An 18,889-nucleotide genomic window follows, 5' to 3' on the forward strand; every position below is an offset into this window, starting at 1 on the left:
ATGACCACCGTTGTCGAAGAACTTGTCCGCAAGAAATGTGCACCCTGTGAAGGCGGGGTCGCCCCGCTGACCGACGCGCAGATCACGCCGCTGTTGAAAGGCCTGGCCGGCTGGCAGCGCGATGGCGAAAAGATCGCCAAGGAGTACAAATTCAAGGATCACTACCAGGCACAGGCCTTCACCAACGCCGTGATGTGGGTGTCGCATCGCGAAGACCACCATCCCTACCTGATCGTCGGCTACAACACCGTCAAGGTCGAATTCTGGACCCACGCCATCGGCGGCCTGTCCGAGAACGACTTCATTTGCGCAGCCAAGGTCGATAGCCTGCTGGAACTGTGAGCCTCAAGTTGCTCAGCCGTCCGTCCGTTTAGCGATCGGTATTTTACGAAGATTTGACGCGATCATGAATTGGATGGAAATCATCGGCGCCCACGTCATGTGGAAGCAGCGCCTGACCGCGTTTCTGGCGGGCAACAGTACGGAATCGCTCGATCCCGACACGATCAGGCTGGACGACCGTTGCGCCCTGGGACAGTGGATATACGGTGCCGGCAAGGCCATGTCCGAATTGCCCCGCTATGAGGAGGTTCGCGGCTTGCATGCTCAGTTCCACCAGTACGCTGCGGAGGTAGTGAACCTGCATCTGAGCGGAAATACGGTTGAGGCCGAGAAGCTGCTGCAGGGCGACTATTCCAGACTGTCCGAAAAGCTCAAGCACCGGCTGATCGGCCTGTCCAGCCAGGTCAAGGCTGCCAGCGAGGGAATTCCGCGATTCTGAATATCCTGACAGGCCAGGTCGTCGCCGCATTCAGCCGTCGTTTCATCGTCGCGACTCCCGACGGCGACCTGCCCTGCCAGGTAAAAGGCCGCCACCTCCGCGTGGTGTGCGGCGACCGCGTCGAAATCCGGCGCGACGGCGATGCCGGCGTCATCGAGGGGGTGCTCCCGCGCGCCAGCCTGCTGTATCGCTCCGACGCCTTCAAGACCAAGGCCATCGCCGCCAACGTCACCCAACTCGCGGTGGTGGTGGCGCCACGCCCGAGTTTTTCGATGGAACTGGTGCAGCGCTGCCTTCTTGCCGCCGAAGACCAGGCTATCGCGAGCCTGCTGATCCTCAACAAGGCCGACCTGCCAGAGACACCCGCGGCGCGCGACCGCCTGGCCCTGCTCACCCGGCTCGGCTACCCGCTCGTCACGCTGTCGGCGCTGACCGATGTGGCGCCACTGCGGCCGGCGCTGCAGGGTCAGACCACCCTGCTGATCGGCCAGTCCGGGATGGGCAAATCGACGATCATCAATGCGCTGTTTCCGGGGGCCGACGCGATGACCGCCGAGTATTCCGAGGCACTCGACAGCGGACGCCACACCACCACCCACACCCGCCTGCATCGCCTGGATGCCGACTCCGCGATCATCGACTCGCCCGGCCTTCAGGAATTCGCCCTGCAGCACCTCGATGCCGGCGCGCTGGCGCATGCTTTCGTCGAATTTCGCCCGTTTCTGGGGCAATGCCGCTTCCGCGACTGCAAGCACGAGACCGAACCGGGCTGCCGGCTGCAGGAGGCGGTCGTCGCCGGCGACATCGACCCGCGCCGGTTGCAGCTCTTCCAGACCCTGCGCCGCCTGCAGCAGAACGCCGCCCAGCGCCTATAAAACAGACACGACCAGGCCAATGAGGAGATCATCATGAAGCCTATCCTGACCCTGTTGATGCTGGTGTGGCTGGGCCTGATGGCACCGGTGCAAGCGGCCGGAATATGGGTGACGACGCCGTATACCCCTGCCAAGGTCGTATTCGAGTTCTATCTGGATAATCCGCAGAAAATCGGCAGTGCGCTGTACTGGGTGCGCTCGCTGATGAATCCCCTGCAGGAAGCGCCCTACAACTATTCGCCCGAAGATCTGAGCATCGTCGTCGTGATCCACGGCAACGAAATTGTAGCGGTGGCAAAGAAGAACGAAGCGAAATATCAGGATGCGGTCGATCGCATGCGCTACTACGCCAGCCTCGGCGTCAAGTTCAAGGTATGCGGCCAGGCCGCCGCGGATTTCGGCTACCGGGTGGAAGACTTCCAGGATTTCATCGAGGTCGTGCCCAACGCCATCACCGAACTGGCGTACTGGCAGCAGCAGGGCTATGCGCTGATCGTGCCGAAGGTCCTGGAAAAGACGATCGACATCGAGTCGATTCGCTAGCCCATGCGGCGCGGGTCGGTCTTATTCCGGCCAGTGCTTGATGTAACGCTTCAGCAGGCTGTTCTCGAAGTTGGCTTCCTTGAGGCAGGCGCGCGCCACGTCGTGGAAGGAAATGATGCCGAGCAGTTTGTTGCCGTCGAGAATCGGCAGGTGTCCGATGTGCGACTTGGTCATCACGTCGCGCGCATAGTCGACCGAATCGTCGGCGTTGGCCACCACCGGCTCGGTGACCATGATGGTGCTGACCTCGGCGTCCTTGAGATTGCAGCCCTGCTTGACCATCCCCTGCACCACATCGCGCTCGGTCAGGAGCCCCACCATTTCGTCATTTTTAAGCACCACCAACGAACCGACACCCAGGCTCACCAGCTTGTCGACGGCGCTTGCGACTGAGTCAGTCGGCGCAATGCTGTAGATGGTGTCGCTCTTGAGCGTGAGGATTTCGCGAATCTGCATGGTGGTCTCCGGGTCGACTGGGCACTTGGTATTGAACGAATGATAGCAACGAGGAAGCCTGGCAGGCTATGGCCTGACCAGGGCGGCCTCGACCTGCTGGCGCTTGTCGGCACCCGCCAGCGTCTCCACCAGTGCCAGCGCAAAATCCATCGCCGTGCCGGGACCGCGCGACGTCAGCACCTTGCCATCCTGTACCACGGGCGCCCCGCTGACGCTGACACCGGGCAGTCCGTCGAGAAAACCGGGATAACTGGTCGCCTGCTTCCCGTTCAGCACACCCGCTTCGGCCAGCACCATCGGCGCGGCGCAAATGGCGGCCGTGTATTTCCCGGCAGTTGCCATCTTTTTCAGCAGATCGAGAATACGCGCGTCTTCCTTCAGGTGCGCGGCACCCGGCATGCCGCCCGGCAAGACCACCATGTCGTAATCGTCCTGCAGGGCGACGTCGAGCGTAAGATCCGGAACCAGCTGCACACCGCGGCTGGCCTTGACGATGCCGGGCCTCAGCCCCGCCGTCGTCACCTCGATGCCGGCACGGCGCAGCAGATCGATGATGGTGACGGCTTCGATCTCTTCGCAGCCCTCCGCCAGGGGAACCAGAACCTTGGCCATATGCGCCTCCTGTTCGTCAATCGCGGAAATTTTGATACTGCAGCGGGAAGTCGGTGATGCTCTTCCTCACCAGCGCGATGGTGTCCTGCAGCACGTCGCGCTTGGCACCCGACACGCGCACGCTGTCGCCCTGGATGCTGGCCTGCACCTTGAGCTTGCTGTCCTTGATGCACTTGACGATCTTCTTCGCCAGCTCGGTCTCGACACCCGTCTTCACCGTCACGCTGCGCTTGACCTTGTTGCCCGAAACTTTTTCTACGCTGCCGACATCCAGGCATTTCACGTCGACGCTGCGCTTGGCCAGCTTCTGCGACAGAATGTCCTGTACCTGGTCGAGCTGGAACTCGGTGTCGGCATAAACCGTCAGCACGTAATCGGCCTGCTCGACGCGCGCGTCGGAGCCCTTGAAATCGAAACGGGTGGAGACTTCCTTGTTGACCTGGTCGACCGCGTTGCGCACTTCCTGCTTGTCGACTTCGGACACGATATCGAAACTCGGCATCCTGATTACTCCTCAACATCCATCACAAACGACTGCAGCGGCAGCCCCGTTTCGTCGTGGAACTCGGCTGCCGCCATCACGCCCAGCCGCGCCACCGCCTCGGCATCGAGCGAGGGGGCGCGGTAGGCCGCATACATTGCACCCAGCGCATAGGGGCTGCCGCTGCCGTAGGCATAAAACTTCGAGAACTCCTGCACCGTGCGATGCGCCGCCACGCCGAAAATCCCGCGTGGGTTGGCGATCAACACGTCCATGCGGCTGGACTCCAGGTCCTCTTCCTTGTCCTCGCCGGTCTGCAAATAATAGTGCTCCTTGAGGACACCGTGCAGGGTATTCCATGCCCGAAAGATGTCCGCCACCGAGTCCAACTGCGGCGGCTCGTCCAGCGAGGCGAAATAGTCGGCGAGGATCAGCTTGAAGGTGGCCGATCCGGTGATCGCCACCAGGCTGTCGCCGACGCGGATGATCTTCTCGTGGTTCGCCACATAGGCGGCGGATTCCTTGCCGCCGCCCCATTTCGTCAGCGTGTCGGCCGCAATTGCGATGCGGCCCGCCTTCCTGACGACGGTAACGGTGGTCATGGCTAGGTTCAGCCGAAATGGCAGACGTAGTGATAGGGCTCGCCCGCCACCTCGATGTCGAAGCTGGAATTGCCCGGGACCTTGAACGATTCGCCCGCATGGCAGGTTTTCCATTCGCCGCCTTGGAGCTTGTAGCGACAACTGCCCGCCACGGTCTCCATGATTTCAGGCGCGCCGGTGTTGAAGGTGAGCGTGGACGGGAGGATCACGCCGACCGATTTCTTGGTGCCGTCGGCGAACTGGACCGTGTGCGACACGCACTTGCCGTCGAAATAGACGTTGGCCTGCTTGGTGACGGCGACATTGTCGAACTGGGACATGCTTATTTTCTCCGTGCGTCGAGTTTGGCGGCGATGCGCATGCGCAGCGCGTTGAGCTTGATGAAACCGCCTGCGTCCTTCTGGTCGTAGGCACCGGCGTCGTCTTCAAACGTGGCGATGGTCGAATCGAACAGCGAATCGGTCTTCGAATCGCGGCCGGAGACGATGACGTTGCCCTTGTAGAGCTTCAGGCGGACGCTACCGTTGACGTGCTGCTGGGTGTGGTCGATCAGCACCTGCAGGGCCTTACGTTCGGGGCTCCACCAATAGCCGTTGTAGATCAGGCTGGCGTAGCGGGGCATCAGGTCATCTTTGAGGTGCGCGACTTCGCGATCCAGCGTGATCGACTCGATCGCACGATGCCCCTTCAGCAGGATAGTGCCGCCGGGCGTTTCGTAGCAGCCGCGCGACTTCATGCCGACGTAGCGGTTTTCCACCAGGTCGAGCCGGCCGATGCCGTGCTTGCCGCCGATCTCGTTCAGCTTGGCCAGCACCTCATGCGCCTTCATGGCCTGGCCGTTGATCGCGACGACGTCGCCTTTCGCGTAGGATAACTCGATGTATTCAGCCCGATCGGGCGCCTTCTCCGGCGACACGGTCCAGCGCCACATGTCTTCCTCGGCCTCGGCGTTGGGGTCTTCCAGGTGGCGGCCTTCGTACGAGATGTGCAGCAGGTTGGCGTCCATCGAGTACGGCGAGCCGCCCTGGCGATGCTTCATGTCGATGGGAATGCCGTGGGTCTCGGCGTAGGCGAGCAGCTTCTCGCGCGAGAGCAGATCCCACTCGCGCCACGGCGCGATCACCTTGACGTCGGGCTTCAGCGCATAGGCGCCAAGTTCGAAGCGCACCTGGTCGTTGCCCTTGCCGGTGGCACCGTGGCAGATGGCGTCGGCGCCGGTTTCGTTGACGATCTCGATGAGGCGCTTGGCGATCAGCGGCCGCGCGATCGAGGTGCCAAGCAGGTATTCGCCCTCGTACACGGTGTTGGCGCGGAACATCGGGAAGACGAAGTCGCGCACGAACTCCTCGCGCAGGTCGTCGATATAGATCTGCTCGGGCTTGATGCCGAATTTCAGCGCCTTCTGCCGCGCCGGTTCGAGTTCCTCGCCCTGGCCGAGGTCGGCAGTGAAGGTGACCACTTCACATTGATAGGTGTCCTGCAGCCATTTCAGGATGACCGAGGTGTCGAGGCCGCCGGAATAGGCCAGTACAACTTTCTTGATGTCGCTCATGGTGTGTGTATTCAGTGGGTGGAACCGGATGTGTTCTTGTCGATGATCTCGACCTGGCCAGGAAAGCCACCGATCTTCAGGATGTCGAGATTGGTGGCGAGGCTGGCCTTCTCGATCTCGATGCCGACCACGCGGCCGTCTTCCGACAGGTTGAGCACGATGCCTTCGTGTGCCTCCCACGCCTGCGCGGGATTTTCGGGACTGATTTCGACATAGAGCGAGTCCATGTCCCTGAAGTAGGCGATGTTCATGATTCGATTTTTCCTAACAGTAGATATTCCATCAGCGCCTTTTGCACATGCAGGCGGTTCTCGGCTTCGTCCCACACCACAGACTGCGGGCCGTCGATCACCTCGGCGGTGACTTCCTCGCCGCGATGCGCGGGCAGGCAGTGCATGAACACGGCATCGGATTTGGCCACCGCCATCATCTCGGCATCGACCTGCCAGTCGGCAAACGCCTTCAGACGCTCGTCGTTCTCGGCTTCCCAGCCCATGCTGGTCCACACGTCGGTGGTCACCAGATCGGCGCCGCGGCAGGCGTCCATCGGATCGGTGAAGCTTTCGTAATTGTCGGTTCCGTAAAGATTGGCACGCTCCGGTTCGACTTCGTAACCCGGCGGGGTCGACACGTGCACGTTGAAATCGAGCACTTCAGCGGCCTGCAGCCAAGTGTTACACATGTTGTTGGAGTCGCCGATCCACGCCACCGTCTTGCCCTGGATCGAGCCGCGATGCTCGATGAAGGTGAAGATGTCGGCCAGGATCTGGCAGGGGTGGTATTCATTCGTCAGCCCGTTGATCACCGGCACGCGCGAGTGCGAGGCGAAGCGCTCGATGATCTCCTGCTCGAAGGTGCGGATCATCACGATGTCGACCATGCGCGAGATGACCTCGCCCGCGTCCTCCACCGGCTCGCCGCGCCCCAGCTGGGTGTCGCGCGTGTTGAGGTAGATCGCCGAGCCGCCGAGCTGGTGCATACCGGCCTCGAACGACAGCCGGGTGCGCGTCGAGCTTTTCTCGAAGATCATCGCCAGCGTACGGTCAACCAGCGGGTGATATGGCTGATAGCGCTTGAAACGCGACTTGATCAGCCGCGCGCGTTCGAACAGGTAGTTCAGTTCGTCACGCGACAGATCCTTGAATTGCAGGAAATGTTTCAGCATCACGCCGCCTGCTGCAGGTAGTTTTTCACGATGCCTGAAACCGCCGTGACCAGCGCATCGACCTCGACTTCGCCGTAAATCAACGGCGGTACCAGACGAATGACCGTATCGGACGTGACGTTGATCAGCACGCCGGCATCGCGCGCCACCGCCACCAGTTCGCCGCAGGGGCGATCCAGTTCGATACCGATCATCATGCCCTCGCCGCGGATGTCGACCACGCCGTGCACGCCGGCAAGCGCTGCGCGCAGGCCGCTGCGGATGGCTTCGCCGCGCACGCGCGCGTTGTCGAGCAGCTTCTCCTCTTCAATGGTCTGAAGCGTTGCCAATGCCGCAGCGCAAGCCAGCGGGTTGCCGCCAAAAGTGGAGCCGTGGCTGCCGGGCGTGAACACCTCGGCCGCTGCGCCGCGTGCCAGACAGGCGCCGATCGGCACGCCCGAGCCGAGGCCTTTGGCCAGCGCCATTACATCCGGCAAAACACCGCTATGCTGGAAGCCGAACCAGGTGCCAGTGCGACCGATGCCGGTCTGGACCTCGTCCAGCATCAGCAGCCAGCCATGGGCATCGCATATCTGCCGCAACTCGGCGAGGTATTCCGACGGCAGCACGTTGATGCCGCCTTCGCCTTGCACCACCTCGATCAGCACCGCGACCACGCTCTTGTTGTGTTCGGCGACATGGCGGATGGCCTCCAGATCGTTGAACGGCACCCGTGCGAAGCCGGACAGCAGGGGCTCGAAGCCCGCCTGGATCTTGCGGCTGCCAGTGGCGGTCAGTGTCGCCATGGTGCGGCCATGGAAGGCCTTCTCCATCACGATAATGGTCGGCACCTCGATGCCCTTGTTGTGGCCATACAGGCGCGCCAGCTTGATCGCCGCCTCGTTGGCCTCGCAGCCCGAGTTGCAGAAAAACGCCTTGTCCATGCCCGACAACGCACACAACTTGTCGGCCAGCTCCTCCTGTCGCAACACACGGTACAGGTTGGACGAATGGATCAGCGAAGCCGCCTGTTCGCTGACGGCTTTCACCAGTTTGGGGTGGCCGTGACCCAGGCCATTCACCGCCACGCCGGCGACCGCATCGAGATAGCGTTTGCCCGCCTCGTCCCATAGATAGGCGCCCTCGCCGCGCACGAAGGCAACGGGCTGGCGATTATAGGTATTCATCAAATGTGTTGTCATGGCAGTCCTCAACCAGGCTGTCCTGAAATAGCTGCGCTACTTAGAATGAAACAGCGAAATAGAAAACGGCGGCCAAAGCCGCCGTGCTTGTCATGCAGCGCCTTGATTATAGGCCGAAAAGCGCCCGATGAGACCACCCGCCCGCCATGAAGAACAGCATCGGAATCGACAGCATGGTATTGGTGCGGGATGCCAGGAAGGCCACCCGGCGTGCCTTGTTCTTCTCGCCGTCGGATGCCGTGACCATGCCCAGTATCTTTTTCTGGTTCGGCCAGATCAGCACCCAGACGTTGAACAGCATGATGGTGCCCAGCCATGCGCCAATCCCGATCCCGCCCATGCCGTTACGCAGCAGGAAGGCATCGACGAACAGCGGGCCCAGCAGGGCGGCGCCGGCGAGCCAGGTCACGACCGCCGCCCAGCGGAAGAACAGCAGGGCGCGCGGCGCGACATGTTTGGTGATACCGCCCGCCGTGCCATCTGCAGCGGCATTTTTCAGCGCGGCCACCTGAACGAAATTGAAGTAATACAGCAGGCCGATCCACATGACGCCTGCCATGAAATGGATCCAGCGGGCCAGGACTGCTGCGATATTGATATTCTCCATTGTCCAGCCTCCCTTTAGCCCAGAAAATTTCTGGCAAAGACATACAGCACGGCGGTCAGCACAAAACCGGCGATGACCGTTCCCCACAGCGAATCGAGCGGATTTTTCATGATTTTCTCCTCCTGATGAATTGTTGACAATTTTTGTCAGGTAAACCAGCGCCAGTATCTTCAAAATGCCGCAAACGCGCAAGCGAAGCCGCCTCAGCGCGCCTTTCCCTGCATGCTAAAATCCGGCAATTCCTTCCACCGCCCACCCACCCCATGGATGACGCCACCGCCAACGCCCCCTTCATCATTCGCGGCCTCACCAGCAAGGGTTCGCGGTTTCGCCCAAGTGACTGGGCCGATCGCTTGGCAGGCGCCTTCGCTGTCATCGATCCCAACAACCGCACCAACTATTCGCCCTATGTACAGCCGACTACGCTGGACGGCATCCGCTGTGTCGTCGTGGATAAAAAGCTCAAGGCGGCCGATCCCAACGCCTACCGGTTTTTACAGACCTTTGCCGAGAGCAACGAACTGCTGACCGAGAATGGCGACTGATCGATGCCGGACCGGAAATGAAAAACGCCGCTGTATGCGGCGTTTTTCATGGTGTGGTGCGGGGGTTTTATACCGGGTGCGTCCGCCGCTCAGGCCATACTCTTGACCGCCAGCGACAGGCGGCTCTTGTGGCGCGCAGCCTTGTTCTTGTGGACGATCTGCTTGTCGGCGATGCTGTCGATCACGCTCATGGAAGCCTGGAACACCTGCTGAGCGGCGGTCTTGTCGCCGGCTTCGATGGCTTTGCGCACCTTCTTGATCGCGGTGCGGAGCTCGGAACGCTGGCTCATGTTGCTGTCGCGCTGGGCGCTGGCTTGACGTGCGCGCTTGCGCGCCTGGGCGGAGTTCGCCATATATTTCTGCTCCTGTGAACCCCGCGCCTTGCGCAGGGCAATTAATCTAGTAGGCACCCCATTCGGCATGGGGCTGATTCACCAAAGCCCGCGATTGTACGGGACAACGTCACAAAAAATCAAGCCCGCGGCACGCGGAGTTGCAGCGCGGCCGCGCGACCCGCACAATGCGCGCAAAACCCGGTCACCCCATGAACCTTCTCAAAGCCCTCGCTGCGGTCAGCAGCATGACCCTGCTCTCGCGCATCCTGGGATTCATACGCGACACCATCATCGCCCGCGTGTTCGGCGCCGGGATGCTGACGGACGCCTTCTTCGTCGCCTTCAAGATCCCCAACCTGCTGCGGCGGCTGTTCGCCGAGGGCGCGTTCTCGCAGGCCTTCGTGCCCATCCTTGCCGAATACAAGACCCGCAAGGGCCATGACGCCACCCACATCCTGGTCAACCAGGTCGGTACCGCGCTGACGCTGACGCTGGTCGTCGTCGCGCTGCTGGGCATCGTCGGTGCGCCGTGGGTGGCCTATGTCAGCGCCCCGGGATTCCGTGCCGACCCGGAAAAATTCGCGCTCACCGTCACGCTGCTGCGCATCACCTTCCCCTATATCGTGTTCATTTCGCTGGTGGCGCTGGCCGCCGGCGTGCTCAACACCTACAGCAAATTTTCGGTGCCGGCATTCGCACCGGTGCTGCTGAACGTGGCCATGATCGGTGCCGCGCTGTGGCTGGCCCCCTATTTCGACCCGCCGGTGCTGGCACTGGGCTGGGGCGTGGCGCTGGGCGGCGTGCTGCAGCTCGCCTGGATGCTGCCCCACCTGATGAAGATCGGGATGCTGCCGCGCCCCACGCGGCACATCAACGACCCCGGCGTGCACCGGATCCTGCAGCTGATGGCGCCTGCCACGCTGGGTGTCTCGGTGGCGCAAATCAGTCTCCTCATCAACACCATCTTCGCGTCCTTCCTCGCCACGGGCAGCGTGTCGTGGCTGTATTACGCCGACCGCCTGATGGAGTTCCCCACCGGCATGCTGGGCGTGGCGCTGGGCACCATCCTGCTGCCCAGCCTGGCCAAGCACTACGCCGACGATTCGCCGGCCGAATATTCCAGGCTGCTCGACTGGGGCCTGCGGCTCACCCTGCTGCTCGCGCTGCCCTCCGCGGCCGCGCTGGCGGTGCTGGCCGTGCCGCTCATCACCACGCTGTTTCGCTACGGCGCGTTCGACGCGCACGACGTCGCCATGACCCAGCAGGCGCTGGTGGCCTACAGCCTCGGCCTGGTCGGCCTGATCCTGGTCAAGGTGCTGGCGCCCGGCTTTTACGCGCGGCAGAACATCCGCACGCCGGTCAAGGTTGCCATCACGACGCTCATCGCCACGCAGTTGATGAACCTCGCTTTCATCGGGCCGCTGGGCCACGCCGGGCTGGCACTGTCGATCGGCCTGGCGGCCTGCCTCAATGCCGGCATGCTGCTGCATCTCCTGAAAAAGCAGCATATCTATCAGCCGCAACCGGGCTGGACCGCCTACTTCCTGCGCGTGCTGCTGGCGGTGTCGCTGATGGCCGCCCTGCTCTACTTCGCCATGGGCGAGACGCAATGGTGGCTGACCGCCCGCTCCTACGAACGGCTGGCACGGCTGGCGCTGCTGGTCGGCGGCGGCATCGCGCTGTATTTTGCGGCGCTCGGGCTGATGGGCTTCCGGCCGCGGCAGTTCGTCCGGCGCGCCGCGGAATAACAGCCCTTCCCGGGGCCGCCAGCGGCCTGCAAAGGCCTGAATCGGCTAGAATAAGTCCTTTTCGGCGCCTCGCCCGCAATGCGCATCACCCACGGTTTTCGTCCACTCGGCACACCCCACGCGGTCACCATCGGCAACTTCGACGGTCTGCACCTCGGTCACCAGGCCATGCTCGCCCGTTTGCAGGACGTGGCACGGACACGCGGCCTGCCGACCTGCGTGCTGAGCTTCGAGCCGCATCCGCGCGAATTTTTTGCGCCCGACCAGGCCCCCGCGCGCCTGTCCAGCCTGCGCGAGAAGGCCGAGCACCTGCAACGGCTGGGCATCGATCGGCTGCACGTATTCCGGTTCGACCGCGCCTTCTCGGCCCTGACGGCCGACGCCTTCATCGAACAGGTGCTGGGGCGTACGCTGCAGGCGCAATACGTGCTGGTCGGCGACGATTTCCGCTATGGCGCCAAGCGCGCGGGCGATTTTTCCTTGCTTCAATCCGCGGGCCAGTCGCTCGGTTTCGACGCCGAATTCCTGCCCACGGTCGAAGTGGCGGGGGAACGCGCCTCGTCCACGGCAGTGCGCAGTGCGCTGGCCGCCGGCGAACTCGATCATGCTGCACGTCTGCTCGGCCGGCCCTACAGCATCTCCGGGCGCGTGGTGCACGGCGACAAGCTCGGGCGCGACATCGGTTTTCCCACCGCAAACATCCAGCTCAAGCACAACCGGCCGCCGCTCATGGGGATCTTCGCGGTCGAACTCTGCGGCCTCAACGGCGCCCCGCTGCCGGGCGTGGCCAGCCTGGGCAAGCGCCCTACCGTCAAGGGCGCGGACGCCGTACCCGTGCTCGAAGTGCACCTGTTCGATTTCAACGCCGACATTTACGCTCGCCGCGTGCGCGTGGAGTTTCTCCACAAGCTGCGCGACGAAGCAAAATACCCCGACCTCGACAGCCTCGTTGCGCAAATCCGCCGCGACGTCGACAACGCCAAACAATTCATGAAGCAACGTCATGCCTGACTACAAGAGCACGCTCAACCTGCCCGACACGCCCTTCCCGATGCGCGGCGACCTCGCCAAGCGCGAGCCCGGGTGGGTGAAAAGCTGGCAGGAGAAGAAACGCTACGAGGCGATCCGCCAGGTCGCGGCCGGCCGCCCCAAGTTCATCCTGCACGACGGCCCGCCCTACGCCAATGGCGACATCCACATCGGCCATGCGGTCAACAAGATCCTCAAGGACATCATCGTCAAGGCGAAGACGTTGTCCGGCTTCGACGCGCCTTACGTGCCAGGCTGGGACTGCCACGGGCTGCCGATCGAACTGCAGGTGGAGAAGACCCACGGCAAGGACATCCCCCCGTCACAGTTCCGCGAACTGTGCCGCGCCTACGCCGCCGAACAGATCGAACGGCAGAAGGCCGACTTCATCCGCCTCGGCGTGATCGGCGACTGGGCGAATCCTTATCGCACGATGGATTTCCAGTTCGAGGCCGAGCAGTTGCGCGTGCTGGGACAGATCCAGCAGGCCGGTTATCTCTACCAGGGCGCCAAGCCGGTGCACTGGTGCGTCGACTGCGGCTCGGCGCTGGCCGAGGCCGAAGTCGAATACGAGGACAAGACCTCGCCCGCGATCGACGTCGGCTTCGCCGTGGCCGACCACGCCGACCTCGCGCGCCGCTTCGACATTGCTGCGATCGACGGACCGGTCCAGATCGTCATCTGGACCACCACGCCGTGGACGCTGCCGGCCAACCAGGCGGTGGCGCTGCATCCCGATTTCCAGTACGCGCTGGTGCGCACGGCCAAGGGCTTGCTGATCCTCGCCGACAGCCTGCGCGAAGCTGCACTGACGCGCTACGGCCTCGCCGACGGCGCCGAGGTCATCGCGCACACCACCGGCCAGGCGCTCGAAGGCGTGCTGCTGTGGCACCCCTTCCAGGAACGCCAGGTACCGGTGATCGTGGGCGACCACGTCACGGCGGACGCCGGTACCGGCGCGGTGCATACCGCACCCGGCCATGGCCTCGACGACTACGTCGTCGGCAGCCGCTACGGCCTCAAGGTCGACAACCCGGTGGGCGACGACGGTCGCTTCTACGCCAGCGTGCCCCTGGTCGGCGGCATGAGCATCTGGCAGGCCAACCCGCTGATCGTCGAGACGCTCGAGGCCAGCGGCAACCTGCTGGCGCACGAGAAGCTGCTGCACAGCTACCCGCACTGCTGGCGCCACAAGACGCCGATCATCTTCCGCGCGACGCGACAGTGGTTCATCGGCATGGACGCCAGTGAGCGGGGAGCGGGGAACGGGGAGCGGAAAACCCTGCGCGAGCAGGCGATGGCCGCGGTCGATGCGACCCAGTTCTTCCCGGCCTGGGGGCGGGCGCGGCTGGAGGCGATGATCCGCAATCGTCCCGACTGGTGCGTCTCGCGCCAGCGCAACTGGGGCGTGCCGATGCCCTTCTTCACCCATAAGGAAACCGGTGAACTGCACCCGCGCACCGCGGAACTGCTGGAGATCGTGGCGCAGCGCGTCGAGGCGGCCGGCATCGAGGCCTGGTTCGCGCTCGACCCGGCCGAGCTGCTGGGTGCCGACGCCGAGCACTACGACAAGACCGGCCACACGCTCGACGTCTGGTTCGATTCCGGCGTCACCCACGCCTGCGTGCTGAAGCGCCGCCCCGAACTCGCGCACCCGGCCGATCTCTATCTGGAAGGCTCGGACCAGCATCGCGGCTGGTTCCAGTCGTCGCTCCTCACCGGCTGCGCCACCGACGGACGCGCGCCCTACGATGCGCTCCTGACCCACGGCTTCGTGGTGGACGGCAAGGGTCACAAGATGAGCAAGTCGAAGGGCAACGTGGTCTCGCCACAAAAGGTGATGGACCAGTACGGCGCCGACATCCTGCGGCTGTGGGTGGCGACCACCGACTATTCCGGCGAGCTCACCATCTCGGACGAAATCCTCAAGCGCGTGGTGGAAAGCTACCGGCGGATCCGCAACACGCTGAAGTTCCTGCTCGCCAACCTGTCCGACTTCGACCCGCACGCCCACGCGCTGCCGGTATCCGACTGGCTGGAGATCGACCGCTACGCACTGGCGATGACGCGCCAACTACAGGGCGAACTGCAGGCGCACTACGACGCCTACGAGTTCCACTTCATCGTGCAGAAGCTGCAAGGCTTCTGCTCCGAGGACCTCGGCGGCTTCTACCTCGACATCCTCAAGGACCGCCTCTACACCAGCGGCGCCGACAGCCGCGCCCGCCGCGCGGCACAGAACGCGCTGTACCACCTGACCCACGCGCTGACGCGCTGGATGGCGCCGATCCTGTCGTTCACCGGCGAGGAGGTGTGGACGCAGCTGGCGGGCGAGAACGATTCGGTATTCCTCCACACCTGGCATGACCTGCCGGCGCAGGCCGATGAAGGGGATCTGCTCGACCGCTGGGCCCGCATCCGCGCCGTGCGTGCCGAGGTGCAGAAGGAACTGGAAACCGTGCGCGTCGCCGGCGGCATCGGTTCCTCGCTGCAGGCCGAGGTCACGTTGCACGCCAGCCCCGCCACCCAGACCCTGCTGGCACCCCTGGGCGACGACCTGCGCTTCGTGCTGATCACCTCGCAGGCGCACCTCGTCGCAGCCGAGGCCGACCGCGTGGACGTCACGCCGAGCACAGCGCAGAAATGCGAGCGCTGCTGGCATTACCGCGACGACGTCGACGCTGACGCCGGTCACCCTGGCCTATGCGGCCGTTGCGTCGCCAATCTGAGCGGCAAAGGCGAGGTACGCAGCCATGCTTGATCTACTGAATCCGGCCATGCGCAAATGGCTGGGAGTCGCACTGGCAGTGATCGTGCTCGACCACCTGACGAAGTTCTGGATATCGTCCGCGCTCGGTTATCAGGAAGCCATCCCGGTGCTGCCGTTCTTTTCGCTGGTGTTGGTGCACAACACCGGCGCGGCATTCAGTTTCCTCGCTGACGCAGGCGGTTGGCAGCGCTGGTTCTTCATTACGGTGGGAATCGTCGCAACCGTGGTCATCGTGCGTCTGCTGAAACGCCATGCCCATGACTCGCGTCTGGCGCTCGCACTCGCGCTTGTGCTTGGTGGCGCGCTCGGCAATGTACTCGACCGTGTGGTGCTCGGCCATGTGGTGGATTTCCTGTATTTCCATTACAAGGGCTTCGCCTGGCCGGCGTTCAACGTCGCGGATTCCGCCATCACCGTCGGCGCCGCCCTGCTGATCTGGGACAGCCTGCGCGGCAAGCACGTCTCGGCAAACAAACCATGAGTGTGCGTACGGTTGCCGCCGGCGACACGCTGCTGCTGCGCTATGCGCTGCGCCCGCGCGGCGGCGAAGAAGACATCATTTCCAACTTCGACGACGCCGACCCCGAGACCGTAACGCTCGGCGACGGCACCCTGGCGCCGATGCTTGAACAGTGGTTGGTCGACCTCCATCCCGGAGAACGTCACGTCTTCCTGCTCGATCCTTGGCAGGCATTCGGTGCCAGCCACGCTGAATTAATCCAGACATTGCCAAAAACCGACCTGCCCGCCGATATGGAATTTGCAGTCGACCAGCTGGTCGAATTCGCCATGCCAAACGGCCAGACGCTGGCCGGCCGCATCCTGGAAATCGGCGATGACGCAGTGAAGGTCGATTTCAACCACCCGCTCGCTGATCTATCCATCGAATTCGAAGTGGAAATCGACCGCATCCTGTGACCTTGGAACGCCCATGACCCCCACCATTCTTCTCGCCAATCCACGCGGCTTCTGTGCCGGCGTCGATCGCGCCATCGCCATCGTCGAGCGTGCGCTGGAAAAATTCGGCGCGCCAATCTACGTACGCCACGAAGTCGTCCACAACACCTTCGTCGTCAACGACCTCAAGGCCAAGGGCGCGATCTTCGTCGAGGAGCTGTCCGAAGTCCCCGCCGGCGCCACCGTCATCTTCAGCGCGCATGGCGTATCGCAGGCCGTGCGCACTGAAGCCGAGGCGCGTGGCCTCAACGTGTTCGACGCGACCTGCCCGCTGGTCACCAAAGTCCACGTCGAAGTCAGCAAGATGCGCGACAAGGGATACGAAATCGTGATGATCGGCCACAAGGGACACCCCGAAGTCGAGGGCACGCTGGGGCAGTCAACCGGTGGTATGTACCTGGTCGAAACGCCGGAAGATGTCGCCACCCTGCAGGTCAGCGATCCCGACAAGCTCGCCTATGTCACCCAGACCACGCTATCGGTTGATGATGCCGCACGTGTGGTTGATGCCTTGCGTGCACGCTTCCCTAGCATTACCGGTCCGAAGAAGGACGACATCTGCTACGCCACGCAGAACCGGCAGGATGCGGTCAAGGCGCTGGCGCCGCAGTGCGACGTGGTGATCGTGGTGGGGTCACCAACCAGTTCGAATTCGAATCGGCTGCGGGAAGTGGCAGAAAACCTGGGGGTGCCCGCCTACATGGTCGACAACGCCAGCGAGATCGATCCGCAGTGGGTGGCCGGCAAACAGCATATCGGCGTGACAGCCGGCGCCTCGGCGCCGGAAGTCCTGGTCCAGGACGTCATCGCCCTCCTGACCCAATCCGGAGCAGGACAGGTCACGCACCTGAAGGGCGCAGAAGAAAATGTGGGGTTTCCCTTGCCGAAGGGCTTGAACTGACCCAAGCAAGCATGTGCCGGCTGGCACGATTTGTCGATTTTTTTTACATCCTGGCCCGCGCGGATTACACAGCCCGCATGACAACCACGCAGTCGATTGTTATTCAAGGAATTTTCAGGGCAACCTCAATCAGGCCTGAAACCTGCTTAATGAATGGCAAGCCTGAGGGAATCGAGCCGATTCGCGTCATGGCTGTCTATCAATAAACGTCTATTTCAACCTGGAGAACGAACCATCATGCGCAAACTATTAGCAGGTCTCATTCTTGCCACGACGGCAGCCCCCGCTTTTGCCATCGCAGTCGCACCCTCCCCCATCCCGGAACCCGGCGCCCTCTGGCTTTTGGGAATCGGCGCCGCGGCGGGGTTTTTGGTCAGGGCCAAAAATCGCAACAACAAAAAGAAGTAATCAGCGTCCCTCACGCCTTGCAGACGCCAGGTACGGGACAGGTCAGCTCTTCCAGCAGTCCGCCAGGCTGCCTGTTCCAGATTCGGTCCGGCTGCCTGCCTGATCCATCGTCAGCGTACCGCACTGGGGATCGGCAAACGCCCCGGTAGGCGCGGCCTGTATAGTATAGGTTGTCGTACCCACATTCGTGGACGTGATGTTGTAGGCGGCTGTTCCGCTTTTGGGCGATTGAGTCGCGGGCAGCGCTGCGCCGGCATACGTGCCATTGGTCGTGAAATAGCGCTCCATGAACTGTGCGTCTTCCGACATGATCGCCTGCGCGTCGGCACGTTTACTGCGTCGCACATAATCCTGGTAACTTGGGTAGGCAATAGCGGCCAGGATGCCGACGATGGCCACCACGACCATCAACTCGATCAAGGTGAACCCGGGTTGGGATTTGCAATTATGGCCAAGTTTCATCACATCACGCTCCCGGGTCATCGTCTCTGCACACGCATCGATGTCAACAAGGCCGGCTGGTGCGCGCCTTGCGACACGGTTTGGAACTGGATTGTGTCGCCGCTGCGTAGATCGCTGATCGTGCTCCGCTTTCCATTCACCATGACCACGGTCGTCAGCGGACTGTACGCATAGGTCACCCCGTCGATCACGAGTTTGCTGCCACTGGCATAAACCGCCTCAAGCTTGCCGCTTTGCTGCACTTGAGTCCGTGTGTCCGTCGCCATGTTTCCAGGGCCGGGCGTATCGACCCGGGTCATGGCATAGGCCTGGCCAGTAGAAAAAACGACCGACATAAGCATCATCATGGACATCAGTTTCATCATCGCCCCTTATTGAAAAATCTGACGCCAACTCGAACGATCCTGTATGGAAGGCAGGCGGTTCAGTTCGTTTTCAAGCGAAGTATTGGTCGTTGTGTTTTTCTTGCTCATGCTGGTCCACTTGTTCATCGACCCACCGCCCGGGCCACCCGGATTCTTCTGCATGCGTACGGCACTGGGAATCGACGACTTCTTGACCCCCGACGCGTACGATCCGGGGGGACCAAGATTATCGGCCGTGTTCACCACGCCATTCCCGTCCACATCAAAAGTAGGCCCGCCCAACGCCGCGCCTCCCACTGAATCCAGCTCCATCAGCCATCCATCGCCACCGCCCGAACACGTCGAGGCATTGGGGATCAGGGTAGTAAACAGGATGCGATTGTCATACAACGCGGGGTCGCTCACCACCCGCTCGCCCGATGCGGGGAGGTCCATATACCAGCCGCGCATCGTGCCACCCGATACAAGCCCGTCCCAGGCCACGGTGTTATTGCTTGTCGTACGGTAAGTATTG

The 18,889-nt window shown here is 62.7% G+C and carries 26 protein-coding genes; 12 read left to right on the forward strand and 14 right to left on the reverse strand.

Going from position 1 to position 18,889, the window contains the following annotated elements; translation table 11 throughout:
- From ABT23_RS11780 to ABT23_RS11795, 4 genes are all read left to right on the forward strand, one after another.
- On the forward strand, positions 1-342 hold the full coding sequence (locus ABT23_RS11780; RefSeq protein ID WP_296635433.1) for a 4a-hydroxytetrahydrobiopterin dehydratase: 342 nt from the start codon (positions 1-3) through the stop codon (positions 340-342).
- Between the two features lie 64 nt (positions 343-406).
- Positions 407-781 carry a CZB domain-containing protein gene (locus ABT23_RS11785; protein WP_296635436.1) on the forward strand — a complete coding sequence of 125 codons (375 nt, stop codon included), beginning with the start codon at positions 407-409 and terminating at the stop codon, positions 779-781.
- Positions 782-882: 101 nt separating this feature from the next.
- Entirely contained in the window at positions 883-1,656 is a 774-nt protein-coding gene (rsgA, locus tag ABT23_RS11790) for a ribosome small subunit-dependent GTPase A (protein ID WP_296635439.1), read from the forward strand.
- Positions 1,657-1,689: 33 nt separating this feature from the next.
- On the forward strand, positions 1,690-2,199 hold the full coding sequence (locus ABT23_RS11795; protein WP_296635441.1) for a DsrE family protein: 510 nt from the start codon (positions 1,690-1,692) through the stop codon (positions 2,197-2,199).
- Between the two features lie 21 nt (positions 2,200-2,220).
- Here the strand turns inward: ABT23_RS11795 and ABT23_RS11800 are convergent, their stop codons facing one another.
- The 10 genes from ABT23_RS11800 to ABT23_RS11845 all read right to left on the reverse strand — a co-directional run bounded on the left by ABT23_RS11800 (position 2,221) and on the right by ABT23_RS11845 (position 8,855).
- A complete protein-coding gene (locus tag ABT23_RS11800) occupies positions 2,221-2,655 on the reverse strand; it encodes a CBS domain-containing protein (RefSeq protein ID WP_296635444.1) in 435 nt (144 codons plus the stop codon).
- 66 nt (positions 2,656-2,721) lie between these two features.
- Positions 2,722-3,267, reverse strand: a complete 546-nt coding sequence (locus ABT23_RS11805; RefSeq protein ID WP_296635446.1) for a DJ-1 family glyoxalase III — start codon at positions 3,265-3,267, stop codon at positions 2,722-2,724.
- Positions 3,268-3,283: 16 nt separating this feature from the next.
- Entirely contained in the window at positions 3,284-3,769 is a 486-nt protein-coding gene (locus ABT23_RS11810; protein ID WP_296635447.1) for a YajQ family cyclic di-GMP-binding protein, read from the reverse strand.
- A gap of 5 nt (positions 3,770-3,774) precedes the next feature.
- The gene (locus ABT23_RS11815) at positions 3,775-4,350 is read right to left on the reverse strand and encodes a hypothetical protein (protein ID WP_296635450.1); all 576 of its coding nucleotides are present in this window, start codon (positions 4,348-4,350) and stop codon (positions 3,775-3,777) included.
- Positions 4,351-4,358: 8 nt separating this feature from the next.
- Positions 4,359-4,670: a pyrimidine/purine nucleoside phosphorylase gene (locus ABT23_RS11820; RefSeq protein ID WP_296635453.1), complete on the reverse strand. Its 312-nt coding sequence runs from the start codon at positions 4,668-4,670 to the stop codon at positions 4,359-4,361.
- A 2-nt stretch (positions 4,671-4,672) separates the two neighbouring features.
- Positions 4,673-5,902 carry an argininosuccinate synthase gene (locus ABT23_RS11825; RefSeq protein ID WP_296635455.1) on the reverse strand — a complete coding sequence of 410 codons (1,230 nt, stop codon included), beginning with the start codon at positions 5,900-5,902 and terminating at the stop codon, positions 4,673-4,675.
- An 11-nt stretch (positions 5,903-5,913) separates the two neighbouring features.
- Positions 5,914-6,153, reverse strand: a complete 240-nt coding sequence (locus ABT23_RS11830; protein WP_296635457.1) for a DUF2283 domain-containing protein — start codon at positions 6,151-6,153, stop codon at positions 5,914-5,916.
- Positions 6,150-7,067 carry an ornithine carbamoyltransferase gene (gene argF / locus ABT23_RS11835; RefSeq protein ID WP_296635460.1) on the reverse strand — a complete coding sequence of 306 codons (918 nt, stop codon included), beginning with the start codon at positions 7,065-7,067 and terminating at the stop codon, positions 6,150-6,152. Before argF ends, ABT23_RS11830 begins: the two co-directional genes overlap by 4 nt.
- Positions 7,067-8,248 (reverse strand): acetylornithine transaminase, encoded by a 1,182-nt coding sequence (locus ABT23_RS11840; RefSeq protein WP_296635464.1) that lies wholly within the window; start codon positions 8,246-8,248, stop codon positions 7,067-7,069. The genes argF and ABT23_RS11840 overlap by 1 nt, the downstream gene beginning before the upstream one ends.
- A 106-nt stretch (positions 8,249-8,354) precedes the next feature.
- Complete coding sequence (locus tag ABT23_RS11845) at positions 8,355-8,855, reverse strand: urate hydroxylase PuuD (protein ID WP_296635468.1); 501 nt, start codon at positions 8,853-8,855, stop codon at positions 8,355-8,357.
- Between the two features lie 263 nt (positions 8,856-9,118).
- Between ABT23_RS11845 and ABT23_RS11850 the strand changes: the two genes are divergently transcribed.
- Positions 9,119-9,400 (forward strand): DUF3579 domain-containing protein, encoded by a 282-nt coding sequence (locus tag ABT23_RS11850; protein WP_296635470.1) that lies wholly within the window; start codon positions 9,119-9,121, stop codon positions 9,398-9,400.
- Between the two features lie 89 nt (positions 9,401-9,489).
- Here the strand turns inward: ABT23_RS11850 and rpsT are convergent, their stop codons facing one another.
- Positions 9,490-9,753, reverse strand: coding sequence for a 30S ribosomal protein S20 (rpsT, locus tag ABT23_RS11855; RefSeq protein WP_296635472.1), 264 nt, complete (start codon positions 9,751-9,753; stop codon positions 9,490-9,492).
- Positions 9,754-9,944: 191 nt separating this feature from the next.
- Here rpsT and murJ point away from each other — a divergent pair, with 191 nt between their 5' ends.
- The 7 genes from murJ (at position 9,945) to ABT23_RS11890 (ending at position 17,548) form a co-directional block, all read left to right on the forward strand.
- Positions 9,945-11,483 carry a murein biosynthesis integral membrane protein MurJ gene (gene murJ, locus ABT23_RS11860; protein WP_296635475.1) on the forward strand — a complete coding sequence of 513 codons (1,539 nt, stop codon included), beginning with the start codon at positions 9,945-9,947 and terminating at the stop codon, positions 11,481-11,483.
- Between the two features lie 78 nt (positions 11,484-11,561).
- Complete coding sequence (locus tag ABT23_RS11865; RefSeq protein ID WP_296635477.1) at positions 11,562-12,494, forward strand: bifunctional riboflavin kinase/FAD synthetase; 933 nt, start codon at positions 11,562-11,564, stop codon at positions 12,492-12,494.
- On the forward strand, positions 12,487-15,273 hold the full coding sequence (ileS, locus tag ABT23_RS11870; RefSeq protein WP_296635479.1) for an isoleucine--tRNA ligase: 2,787 nt from the start codon (positions 12,487-12,489) through the stop codon (positions 15,271-15,273). Before ABT23_RS11865 ends, ileS begins: the two co-directional genes overlap by 8 nt.
- A 16-nt stretch (positions 15,274-15,289) precedes the next feature.
- On the forward strand, positions 15,290-15,763 hold the full coding sequence (lspA, locus tag ABT23_RS11875) for a signal peptidase II (protein WP_296635501.1): 474 nt from the start codon (positions 15,290-15,292) through the stop codon (positions 15,761-15,763).
- Positions 15,760-16,200 carry an FKBP-type peptidyl-prolyl cis-trans isomerase gene (locus tag ABT23_RS11880; RefSeq protein ID WP_296635482.1) on the forward strand — a complete coding sequence of 147 codons (441 nt, stop codon included), beginning with the start codon at positions 15,760-15,762 and terminating at the stop codon, positions 16,198-16,200. Before lspA ends, ABT23_RS11880 begins: the two co-directional genes overlap by 4 nt.
- A 13-nt stretch (positions 16,201-16,213) precedes the next feature.
- Positions 16,214-17,140, forward strand: coding sequence for a 4-hydroxy-3-methylbut-2-enyl diphosphate reductase (ispH, locus tag ABT23_RS11885; RefSeq protein ID WP_296635487.1), 927 nt, complete (start codon positions 16,214-16,216; stop codon positions 17,138-17,140).
- A gap of 237 nt (positions 17,141-17,377) precedes the next feature.
- Positions 17,378-17,548 carry a PEP-CTERM sorting domain-containing protein gene (locus tag ABT23_RS11890; RefSeq protein WP_296635491.1) on the forward strand — a complete coding sequence of 57 codons (171 nt, stop codon included), beginning with the start codon at positions 17,378-17,380 and terminating at the stop codon, positions 17,546-17,548.
- Positions 17,549-17,590: 42 nt separating this feature from the next.
- Here ABT23_RS11890 and ABT23_RS11895 read toward each other — a convergent pair whose 3' ends face one another.
- The 3 genes from ABT23_RS11895 to ABT23_RS11905 form a co-directional block, all read right to left on the reverse strand.
- Positions 17,591-18,010: a type IV pilin protein gene (locus ABT23_RS11895; protein WP_296635493.1), complete on the reverse strand. Its 420-nt coding sequence runs from the start codon at positions 18,008-18,010 to the stop codon at positions 17,591-17,593.
- Positions 18,011-18,027: 17 nt separating this feature from the next.
- The gene (locus ABT23_RS11900; RefSeq protein WP_296635495.1) at positions 18,028-18,375 is read right to left on the reverse strand and encodes a hypothetical protein; all 348 of its coding nucleotides are present in this window, start codon (positions 18,373-18,375) and stop codon (positions 18,028-18,030) included.
- 6 nt (positions 18,376-18,381) lie between these two features.
- Positions 18,382-18,889: hypothetical protein (locus ABT23_RS11905; protein WP_296635498.1), on the reverse strand; the 508-nt coding region annotated here is incomplete at its 5' end.

It is taken from the genome of Thiobacillus sp. SCN 63-57 (assembly GCF_001725555.1).
Lineage (GTDB): Bacteria > Pseudomonadota > Gammaproteobacteria > Burkholderiales > Thiobacillaceae > Thiobacillus.